At 49.0% G+C, this 12,074-nt stretch carries 4 protein-coding genes; all 4 read right to left on the bottom strand.

Annotated elements, in window-relative coordinates; translation table 11 throughout:
- Nucleotides 1-6,618 (bottom strand): amino acid adenylation domain-containing protein (locus ACIFQM_RS05975; RefSeq protein WP_430065145.1); only part of this gene is annotated, 6,618 nt, incomplete at its 3' end.
- Between the two features lie 50 nt (nucleotides 6,619-6,668).
- Nucleotides 6,669-8,534 carry an ABC transporter ATP-binding protein gene (locus ACIFQM_RS05970; protein ID WP_430039069.1) on the bottom strand — a complete coding sequence of 622 codons (1,866 nt, stop codon included), beginning with the start codon at nucleotides 8,532-8,534 and terminating at the stop codon, nucleotides 6,669-6,671.
- Nucleotides 8,509-10,413: an ABC transporter ATP-binding protein gene (locus tag ACIFQM_RS05965; RefSeq protein WP_430046438.1), complete on the bottom strand. Its 1,905-nt coding sequence runs from the start codon at nucleotides 10,411-10,413 to the stop codon at nucleotides 8,509-8,511. Before ACIFQM_RS05965 ends, ACIFQM_RS05970 begins: the two co-directional genes overlap by 26 nt.
- 251 nt (nucleotides 10,414-10,664) lie before the next feature.
- On the bottom strand, nucleotides 10,665-11,447 hold the full coding sequence (locus ACIFQM_RS05960; RefSeq protein WP_430039073.1) for a thioesterase II family protein: 783 nt from the start codon (nucleotides 11,445-11,447) through the stop codon (nucleotides 10,665-10,667).
- Between the last annotated feature and the right edge of the window lie 627 nt (nucleotides 11,448-12,074).

Raw genomic sequence — 12,074 nt, 5'->3', positions numbered from 1 at the left:
TTGGTTCAGACGGTAATCCCGTCGATATGCCGCAGCCGTATTTACTAAGCTGCGATGCTCGATCATGACTCCCTTCGGACGTCCCGTTGTTCCGGAGGTGTAGATCACATACGCCAGATCCTGCGGCTCGTTGATATGCTCGATATCCGCAGTATCCCCGGTGTACAGCGACTCATCGTCCAACGCCAGTACGGTATGCAGACGCAGTCCTGTTGCTGGTTCGGATGTTGCTTTGTTTTCCTCCAGCCATCCCTGCGCACGCTCCTGCAAGCCTGTTTGAGTCAATAGTACCGTCGCACCGCTGTCCTCCAGCATGAAACGAATACGTTCTGACGGATAGTCTGCATCCAGCGGCACATACGCGCCTCCTGCCTTCCATACCGCCAGTACGCCGACCAGCATGTCTACCGAGCGTTCGCTCAAGATGCCGACAATCGACTCGCGTCCAATGCCTTCATTTCGCAATCTACGAGCCAATTGGTTCGCACGCTCGTTCAACTCGTGGTACGTAAGCTGCTTCTCCTCGTACACAACCGCCACGTGATCCGGCACAAGCTGCGCCTGTTCCTCCACATAGGCGTGGAACAACCCTTCGACTTCCTTCGCATCACTCCACGCATACACGCCAACTGAACCAAAACCGTCGATGATCTTCGCTTTTTCCTCAGCAGTCACCAGCTCAAGCTCATCTACCAGCGCATTCGGTCTGTTAATCGCTTCCTCTACGATATGCACCAAATGCTCGCGGATTTGCTCTATAGCTGCGCGTTCAAATACCAGCGTGTTGTACTCCAAATGAACACCGATTTCATCACCCGGCACAATGGTAATGTTGAAATCATAGTTTGTTTGCTCCGACACGGAAGCATTCGCAATGGTAAAGCCGTTCGTGTCATGACTACCCATTTGCTCCATGCTCTGTTCCACCGGATAGTTTTCGAACACCATAATATGGTTTACCAAATCCTGCTTCTGCTCTGTCAGGGCCTGAATTTCATACAACGGATAGGTTTCATAGGCACGGGAAGCAAGCGCCTGTTCCTGTGTCTGCTTCATCAACCCAGCGAACGTAACATCTTCCCCGCTGTGAATCCGTACAGGAACCGTATTAATGAACAACCCGATCATTTTATCGATGCCCGGAATATCCGCTGATCTACCGGATACAACACTACCAAATACAACATCCCGATTATTGTTATATCGTTGCAGCACAACACCCCATGCCGCTTGCAGCAGCGTATTGACCGTCACCTGCTGCTGCTTGACCAGCTTGTTCATCCGCTCCGTCACTTCACGGCTCAGTATAAACGAAAGCTTGTCAGCCTCATATCCTTTGGCGTAACTGTCCAGCTGCTTCGCTTGCGGCAACACCGTCTGTTGTTCAAAGCCGGCAAAATAGTCACTCCAGAACCGTTCTGCTTCCGCGTTATCCTGCCGTTCCAGCCATTCAATATATTCGCTATATGGCGTTACCGGAGCAAGCTCTGGCTTTCGGTTTTCGAGCAAAGAAAAATACGTTTTGAAGGCTTCCCCGACAACCAGGAACAAGCACCAGCCGTCCATCAAAATATGATGGAAGCTCCACACAAAACGGTAAGACTCCTCGCCCGTACGTAATATAGAAACTCTCATCAGCTCGCCTGAGCTGAAATGAAACCCTTCCGCTTTGTCCCGCTCAGCAAAATCAGCAACATATGCGTCCAGTTCTCCTCGATCCATCGAACGCACGTCTTCAAAACGGAATCCGGCAGCTTTATGACGATACACTACCTGCAAAGGCTGCTCATTCCAGCCGCTATAAAAATTCGTTCTGAAAATTTGATGGCGATTCACCAGCAGATTCAGGCTTTCGGAAAAAGCATCCACTTGAAAGCTGCCCTGCAGATCAAATGTTGCCTGCTCAAAATACGCGCCGGATTGCGGCTCCATCAAGCCGTGGAACAGGATTCCCTTTTGCATCGGCGTTAGCGAATAAACATTTTCCAGCTCACCCGCAGCAGCGGTTTGCTCTACAATGTGCTCCAGTTCTCCAGCCGTTAGTCCCTGGAAGGACAGATCGCTTGGTGTCAGCTCTGGCAGCTCTTTGTCCACACAATGAGCTAATACCTGGCGCATGCTTTCCTGAAGCAAATCAGCTAGTTTTTTGATTGATTTTTTCATGAACGTTTTGCTGCTGTAGCTGATCGTCAGCTCCAGCACACCGTCCGTGATCATACCGTTAATATCAAGGGCATACCGCTTGGTCAACGTGTCACTAATGGAAGCCCCAAGGGAATAAGGTGACATACGGAATGCGTTATTTTTCAAATCCTGATCGAATTGTCCGAGATAGTTAAAGCTAATTTCCGGCTCGACGGCAAAAGCTGCTTCCCCTTCTTCTTCAGCAGAAAGATATCTCAAAATACCGTATCCAATTCCTTTATGCGGCAAACGGCGCAGCCCTTCCTTGACGTCCTTGACACGTCGTCCCACATTCCGATCCTCGCCCATTTCCAGCACAACTGGGAATTGGCTGGTAAACCAACCGACTGTACGTGTAATATCCACGTCTGGCAAAATAGCTTCCCGTCCGTGACCCTCCAGATTCACAAGCACCTGACTGATGCCTGCCCACTCGTGAACCGCGGTTCCCAAAGCCGTCAGCAACAGATCGTTCGCTTCCGTATTGTAGGCACGGTGTGCCTGCTTCAAAAATTGTTCTGTTTCTTCAACTGTCCACGCTACCGTGAGTGTGCGGTCATCGCAGAGACAAGGCTTGGCCTCGGATTTGCGAGTGTAGTCCTTGGGCAAAGCTGCTTGAGTGGCCCCAGCTTGCTCCAGCCCTTCCCAGTACGCACGTTCCTTCAGCAAGGCTGCGCTGTTCGCATAAGCTGACAGCTGATCAGCCCACAGGCGGAAGGAATCCGTCTTATTCGGCAAACGGACAGGCTCGCCCTGTAAGGCCTGCTCATATCCAGTTGCCAAATCCTCCAGCAAAATACGCCAAGACACTCCATCGACCACAAAATGGTGGATCGCTACCAGCAAATGATCTCCATCAGAGCAACGGAACAGACCCAGCTTCACCAGAGGACCTTCATCCAAACAGATGCTGCTTTGAATTTCATTGGCTTTGGCTTCCAGCACATGAGCAAAATCAGGCTCGTTCGTAAAATCTACGACTTCGAGACTGTAAAGCTCACCTGCTTGTACGCCGCGGTTCCATGCTTCATACCCGCCGACTGCATTCTGGCGGAAAACGATACGCAAAGCATCATGATGCTCAACAATACGTTGCAGCGCCTGACGAAGCGCCGTTTCGTCCATACGATCCTCACGGTGCAGCATCAACGCCTGATTATAGTGCTCTGGCTTGCCTGGCTGCTGCTCAATAAACCAATGCTGAATCGGCGTCAACGCTACCGTACCCGTGACTTCCCCTTGGTCTGAGACGCGGCTCACCTGCTGTACCCGTCCATTCAACTCAGCAATGGTCGGATATTGGAATAGTTCCCTCATTTCCAGTTTATAGCCGTTTTGCAGCAGTCTCGAAGACACCTGAATGGCCTTGATCGAGTCGCCTCCCAGATGGAAAAAGTTATCCAGTACACCGATATGCTCGATGCCTAGTACAGATTGCCATACCGATACCAACGTCCGCTCCACATCTGTTCGCGCTGCTACATAATCCTCACCAGAATCCACACTTCCCTCCGGCTGTGGCAACACCCGGCGATCCACCTTGCCGTTAGGCGTGAGTGGCAATTGCTCCAGCTGTACAAAATACGACGGCACCATGTAGCCTGGCAGCTCCTGGCTCAAAGCGCTGCGCAACTCACTTGCCGTTACATCCTCATGGGTCACCACATAAGCACAGAGCTGCTTTTGACCCTGCTCATCCTCACGTGCAATCACGACCGCTTCTCGCACCGCTTCCAGCTTTAACAGCTGCGCTTCCACCTCGCCCAGCTCGATCCGGTAGCCCCGGATTTTCACCTGGGCGTCGATCCGTCCCTTGTATTCCAGCGTCCCGTCCACATTCCAGCGCACCAGGTCGCCTGTCCGATAGCAGCGTTCTCCGCTGCGGAACGGACTGTCGATGAACTTTTCTGCCGTCAGGTCCGGGCGATTCCGGTATCCACGTGCCACCCCGTCACCGCCGACAATCAGCTCTCCCCATGCCCCGACAGGCTGGAGCTGCATCGAACGATCCACGACATACGCCGTCGAGTTATGGATCGGGCTGCCAATCGGCACCGATTCTGCTTGCACGCTGGTAATCGCATGTGTCGCGGAAAAGGTTGTATTTTCCGTCGGACCGTAGCCATTGATGATCCGAAGAGATGGATGGGCCTCCAACACCCGGTTAATATGCGGGACGGACAGCACATCACCGCCGACCAGCAGCTCCCGTACCCCCTCAAACAGTTCCAGATCCTGCTGGGACAGCTGATTAAAGAGCGGCGCTGTCAGCCACATCGTGGTAATGCCATGGCTGCGAACAGCTTCCTTGAGCTTCGGCGCGTCCAGAATGACATCCTGACTCACCAGCACCAGCTGTCCGCCGTTCAATAGCGCACCCCAAATTTCGAAGGTGGACGCGTCGAAGACAACAGCCCCGGTCTGCAAAATGCGTGTGTCAGCATCCAGTTGCGCATAGTTTGTATTTTTCACCAGACGTACGACGTTACGGTGCTCTACCATGACCCCTTTGGGTTGCCCAGTAGTTCCTGATGTGTACATCAAATAGGCGAGTCGATCCCCGAATGTACCCGCTTGTGAAATCTCATTTTTCAAATTTGTATAATGGGTATAATCCGCATGATTAACCTCGTTTTGCTCCGATTGTACAGTATTTAAGCCTTGGGCAGCCTCTGCCCCGTATACAGTAGCATCGCTCAGATCCAGCACAATTCCGCTGTAGTCATCTGGCTGCTGCTCCGCATGCTGCACCAGCAGTAGCTTCGCGCCTGAATCCTCCAGCAGGTAGCGTACACGCTCTGCCGGATAATCCGGGTCAATTGGCACATATGCGCCGCCCGCCTTGAGGATTGCCAACATGCCGACGATCATATCTGTGGAACGCTCAGCGACGATACCAACCGTTCGTTCAACAGTAACACCGTAACCGCGCAGCGTGTGAGCCAGTCGGTTGGCCTGTTCATTCAGCTGCCCATAGGTTAGACGACGGTTTCCAAACACAACCGCAGTCTGATCCGGCATACGCTCTGCCTGTTGCTCGAACAGTTCATGAATCCCTGCATCATGTGGATATGGCACTGCTGTAGCATTGAATACATCCACAATTTGCGTCCGCTCCTCGTCACTAATCAGTGACAACTCCTGTATACGCTTCTGCGGACCTTTCACCATATGCTCAGCCACACTCAGGAATTGGCGGATAATTCGGGCAATCTCCTGTTCGCTGAACAGATCGGTACGATAATCCAGATGCATTATAAACTTATCATCATCCAGCATTTCTACCATATGAATATCAAAGTCATTCACCGTATCTCCACAGAAATCGGTATCCACCTGCTGAACCGATTCATCAAAACGGGAGAAGCTCAGCGTACGATACTGAATTGAAACACCAAAGAGGCGCTGAATATCCAGACTGCTTTGCTGTTCACGCAAATCCTGAATAATTTTGTTGTACGGGTAACGCTGATGCCGCAAAATGGACGACTGCTCCTTGCCCACACCTTGCAGGAAGGTCAGCAGCTCGGATTCCGGCTCAACCAGCAAACGCGTAGCCACGGTGCTGACGAACATACCGACCGTATCCTTCTCCTTCTTCGACGTACGGTTAGCGTACAAGGTACCTACGGTTAAATCCTGTTCCCCCGTCACTTTATGTAAATAAATATACAGAGCGGCCAGGAAGAACGTAAAAATACTGATTTTATGCTCCTCGCAAAAAACCGTGACACCACGATACAATTCAGGCTCCAGTGTATAGCTCTCCCGGCGTGCAGCTGTGCTCAGCGTTAGCGGATTGTATGATTTTAAACCGGTCGTCTCTGGCAAATCGGCAAACTTTTCCGTCCAATATGTCTTGTCCTTCTGGTAACGGTCAGATTGCTCATAGCTTTGCTCCACCTGAATGAAATCCAGATATGGATTCGCTTTGGTCGGTGTAGCCTGACCTGTACCATGGACAATATCCATGTAATGCGTCGTAATTTCATTAATAGCCTGATTCATGGACACACCATCTGAAATAATATGGTGCATTGTGAAATTGTACCAGGTTTCTTCTGCCCCCAACTGCAAAATTACCAATTGGTAGAGCTGTGAATCCAGCAATAAAAAGGGCTGGGAATTAAGACGGTTTACTAGTTGTTCGGCTTCCGCCGGGCTAACCTGGAGCGTTTCTATGCTTTGTGCAGCAAATGGCTCTACATATTGATACGGAATACCATCCTGAGCAGTGATTTTAATGCGAAAGGAATCGTTTTGTGCAATTACCTGATTCATCGCCTGCTGCAATGCATCTATGCGAACAGTTCCTTTGATTTTAACCGTTGTAATAAGCGTGGACGTGTTGCGATTGGGATACAAAAGCTCCGTATACCAAATACGTTGCTGTGGCTGGCTTAATGCAAATAATTGAATATCGTGCTGAGTCATATGTCTCTCTCCTCGCAAAATAGATATTGTTAAAAAGTAACCTCGCATATTTATGCGGTTTGTTCCTCGGGATGCTTTCGAAACTGAAGCTCATACAGCTTCGCATAATGACCGCCCTTGGCAAGGAGCTGGTCATGGGTACCCTGTTCTTTCAGTTCGCCATCGGCAAGAACACAGATCGTATCCGCCCGCTCAATCGTAGACAATCGATGGGCAATGACTAATGTTGTACGATCCTTCATCAGCTCATTTAAGCCCTGCTGGACTTCATATTCCGATTCTGAATCCAGCGCCGAGGTCGCTTCATCCAGCAGCAAAATCGGTGCATTTTTGAGCAAAGCGCGGGCAATCGCGAGCCGCTGTCTTTGACCACCGGACAAGTTGGCTCCGCGTTCACCGACAATGGTGTCGTAACCCTCTGGCAGCTCGGCTATGAAGCCGCTCGCATAGGCTGTTTTGGCCGCAGCCTCTACTTCCTCATCCGTGGCATCCGGTGAGCCAAAGCGGATATTATCGGCTACTGTACCGTGGAACAACGTAGCCTCCTGTGGTACATAGGCCATCAAATCCCTGACCTCATCTAACCGAAGCTCTCCTGCCGAGCGACCACGGACCCGCAGCACACCCTCATCCGGTGGATAAAAGCCTAGCAATAGCTTCATGACTGTGCTTTTACCACCACCACTTGGGCCGACGAGCGCGGTGACCTGCCCTTCCGGCACAATCAGGTTCAGTCTTCGCAGCGTTGGGTGGTCCGGTTGATAACCGAAGGTGATGTCATGCAGCTCCAATGCAGCCGAAACTTGTTCAATGACGTGGCCTGAGCTCGCAGTTTCGACATCACTATGAGATCCCTCAAGCTCACGAGCTGATAAAGCTGCCTCCTCCGGACCGATCAGCCCAGCCTGCAGTCCCTCCTGTTTCAACGCTGGAAAATGCTCCTCTTCCTTCGACTCATCCAGAATTTCGCGGATACGCGCCAAGCCCGCCAAGGAGTTTTGCAACAGCGATACAGCCGCCCCCAACTGCAAAAACACCGTGGAAATGCCGCCTTGCAATTGCACAATCTGTCCCAGGACTCCCAGCTCCATCTGCTTCTGTAAAACCAGAATCAGTCCGGTGACAAGCACACCACCCAGCGTAATAAATTCAATCACAAAATTATACATATCCTGCAAGCCCATATGACGTCCCTGCCGAATGCTGATGCGGTTTATGTCCTCGCTTGCATCGTTACAAAGTCCGCCTACCTTGGTCCGCAATCCAAACAGCTTCACCGTCTGCAAACCAGAAAGCAGATCACTCAATCGTTCTGTGAATCCGCTCATCCGTCCCTGTAATTCCTCACTCGTCTGTCGCATCTTCTTCGCGAAATGAGAATTTACCCAAGCTGAAGCCAGCCCAAGTAAAACCGCCATAACCCCAAACCGCCAATCCAGCACCAGCATAATGACCAGCGAACCAAAGAAAAGCGAAACTTCCAGTATAATCGAGCGAATATGAACGGTGTAAGCCTGCTCCAACGTCTTTACATCGTTCGTCATGCGGGATACAAGATCACCAGAATGGCGTTTTTCGACCTTTTCATAGGATAGCTTGACGATATGCCCGAATAGTCTCACCCGTACATTGGCAATCGCCAGTTTCACACACCGCTTATACATGTAGCTGCACAGCGGAGCAATAAGACTTAGTGCCAAAAATGTACCGCTGACCAAATAAATCGCCTGGTAAAGCCCCTCCACTTTCCCATCAACCGCAAAATTCAGCAAATAATGCACCACGAAGGAAAGTAAAATCGTGACGCTCGCATTGGTCAGACTGTTGCCAATCAACCCGATAAAATACCATTTTCGGTGCGGCTTCATCAGGGACATCAACTGCTTAAACTCATAAAACCCCTGCTTGAAGGTCACGTTTCTCACTCCTTTCCTCTGTCATCGAATTGCCGTTTGCCATCGTATGCGGTTCTTCTTCGAAATTTTGCAAATACAGCTTTCGATATTCACCGTTGCGACCCAGTAATTCCTCATGCGTGCCCGATTCCACCACGCTCCCCTGATCAAGCACAATAATCCGGTTCGCCTGACGCACGGTTGACAGTCGATGAGCAATCACCAGTACCGTCCGATTATGCATTGCCGCATTCATCGCGATCTGCACCTGAGCCTCCGACTGGCTATCAAGCGCTGAAGTTGGCTCATCCAGTAGAAGCAGCGGAGCATTTTTCAACAATGCTCTTGCTATGGAAATGCGCTGCTTTTGTCCACCAGACAATCCGCCTCCCCGCTCGCTCAAAAGGGTTTCATAGCCCTCGGGAAGCTGAACAATAAAATCATGTGCATGCGCTGCTTTCGCCGCCTCGACAATTTCTTCACGGGTCGCCTCCAGACGTCCATATCCGATATTTTCTGCAATCGTGGCCGGAAAAAGCGACGGCTCCTGAGATACCATCGAAATGTGGCTGCGCAGGCTTGTTAAATTCCAATCTGTTAAACTCTTTCCAAATAGTTGAACGGTTCCAGCATGCTCACCCGGTTCATTAAATCCGCAAAGCAGCTTAAAAATCGTACTTTTGCCACCACCGCTGCCGCCGACAATCGCTACCGTTTCTCCTTGTCCTACCTGGAAGCTGATATCCTTGAGCACAGTGTTCCCTTCATCGTAGCCAAAGGTCAAATGGTCAAGCCTGACCACAGCAGCGTCATCGTCGCCTTCTGCTCTGTCTGTCTCGCTTTTACTAGCATTACTGGCTTGGTTGGCTTTCCTATCTGCATCGTCCTCAAAACGTAGGCCCTCATCCCCTCGATTCTCATCGACCGAGGTGATTTCACCACCTTGACGTTCATCCCGCCAATCCAGTACCTCAAACAAATGCTTCGCCGCTCCCCCGGCTTCCTTCATTTGCGTGATGATTATCGGCAGCATGGAAACAGGCTGCAATATGAACGAAATCAGATATAAAAATAGAACGATGCCTCCAGCATTCAGTTCTCCTTGTTGAATCAGGTATCCTCCGTACGCAATGATCAAAATAATTGGTGTTGCCAGCATCATCACACCTACCGGAGTAATAGACGCATAGCGCTTTTCCAGCCCCAATCCGCGCCTGACGACCTCCTCCATAATCACCATATACTTCTTCAACAACACAGCCTGCATATTGAAGGCCTTGACGATAGGAATTCCTCCAATTGCATCCTGTCCGACCGCGTTCAAATGAGCCATTTTCTCCTGAAGCTGCTCGGAGTATTTTTCAATCGGCCTGCTCATCAGTGTTGTTATGATCATACCTACAGGCAAAAGCGCGAGACTGGCCAAGACCAGCTTCCAGCTTGTCATTAAAAGCAACGCTAGTGATGCCGTAAACACAAGCGGTAAATAAAACAGATTGGCAAACTGCTCGATAAAAAAATTCTGTAACATCGCCGTATTGTTCGTAAGCCGGGATACCAAATCTCCAGTGAACTTCCTCTCCACTCTGGAAACTGGTAAATCGCAAAACTTATGTACGAGGTCGCCTCTCAAATCGCGCAGTGCGCTAACGCTAAATCGCGCCGAAGCGTACCTCATCACAAACTTACAGGGCATTCCAATTAGCGTCATACCAACAACTAGATAGATCATGTTCTGGGTGGAGGAGAAGGTCCCCGCAACCATTTGCTCGATGGCCTTACCCAAAATAATGTCTATGGCTGCCAAACATAAGGAGGCGAGGACTGTTATGAAAACCCATAGATTGTACGGTCTTACATAACGCGCGAGTCTTCGAAAAGCAGAATTTGTTCGAAACAAGGACATCCCTCTTTTTCGTTGCTCACACTTTCGCAGTGCGAACTTTTTTAGTGAGGATTTTGCAAAATCCTGAAGTTGCATTGGGCATGGTGAGATAAACTCTGGCTCTGGATGTATGAGTATTTACACGGAATGAAATCATTCTTGAATTATGCTGAGCATTGCATCATGGTGGTAGGTTGATTGTCGAGTGGTTGTCGAAATGTTAATCATGTTGTGTATCGCGTGGTGTATCATGATGTGTGGGACTTTTAACTCTGTCTGAATCGTGGTTGTAGGGTAGCTGAAGATGCGGACAAAATATTCACGACTGTGCTTATAACTTCTTGCTCTTGTTCATGAATGAAAAAGTGATTGCCTTCGAACATTCGCACATCAATCGGCGATGTAGTGTGCTGCTGCCAGGCATGTAGTGAATCAGTGCTCACCTCATGATCCTTCATGCCGCCCAAAATGGTCATCGGACAGGCCAAGGGTCCTCCCTGCTGATAAACATACGTTTCGCACACCTTAAAATCCGCGCGCAGACGAGGCATAATAATTTGCATTAAATCTGCATTTTGCAGAACTTCTTCGGGTGTTCCCTGCATCAAACGAAGCTCTTCGGTGAAAGGTTGATCTGCTAAATCATGGAGTTGTTTTTTTGAATACGGACGATGTGGTGCGGATTTACCGGATGCGATGATGTGGACTGGCAGTTTTCCGGTTTTGCTATACAGTTGCCGTGCTGCTTCAAAAGCAATCAATGCTCCCATACTGTGTCCAAAGAAAGCAAACGGCTTATGTACGTATGGAGCCATAGCAGGAAGCAGCGATTGCACGATGTCCTGAATGGTATCCATCGGGGCTTCTGTGGAGCGACTTTCACGTCCCGGAAGCTGTACAGGCAACACAGTAATGTCAGGCGCAAGTCTAGACTTCCAGGAGCTGAATATGGAAGCACCGCCACCAGCATAAGGGAAGCAAAATAGCTGGAGCTTCTCAGCCGGATGAGCCGCGGTTTTCACAAACCAAGATTGTGACCGAATCGTCATATGAATTCCTCCATCCTCTACACAGTTCAGAATTTTACATTAAATCCTTATATCTCTTTTTTTCTTCCAACACTTTCTAACTATTTTTAAATATACAAACTTTAAAACCTCTTGACATGGGACAAAAGAACTAAATTGATAGAGTTTATAAAAATAAAACAAAATCCATATTATGCTATCTATTCCCAGTCTTTAAAAGCAACAATTTCACTTTAAGCATTCATTGCCTGCTGATCATGATCTGTTAATTAGATTCAAAACCAGTTTTCAGATTTTCAGGAATTTTGTAAAATCAAAATGATTATGATTTGCAATAAAGCTAAAAAGCTTTGTGCTACAACAATTTTACCTTTACATGCCATTAACATAAATGTAACAAATTCCGCCTGATATCATCCGACAAATTCCGCCTTTTTCCGCAACATCCTTCGTTCTCCTATTTTATGGAATGAAATTTTATAAAGCTCACATCAACCAAAATTAATAACTCTTTAATTTTTTAATAGATCATGCCATTTTATAGTTCTATAGAACCGATTTTGCCAGATTTTTTTTCGACGCTCTGTCTAAAAAATTTTATTTCAGATTGAATTTTTCTCCCCTAAAGCTAAGAATTTTTTTTCAAAC

It is taken from the genome of Paenibacillus sp. NRS-1782, from assembly GCF_050467685.1.
Taxonomy (GTDB): Bacteria; Bacillota; Bacilli; order Paenibacillales; family Paenibacillaceae; genus Paenibacillus; species Paenibacillus terrae_A.
This window is presented reverse-complemented; position numbering and strand designations above follow the sequence as displayed.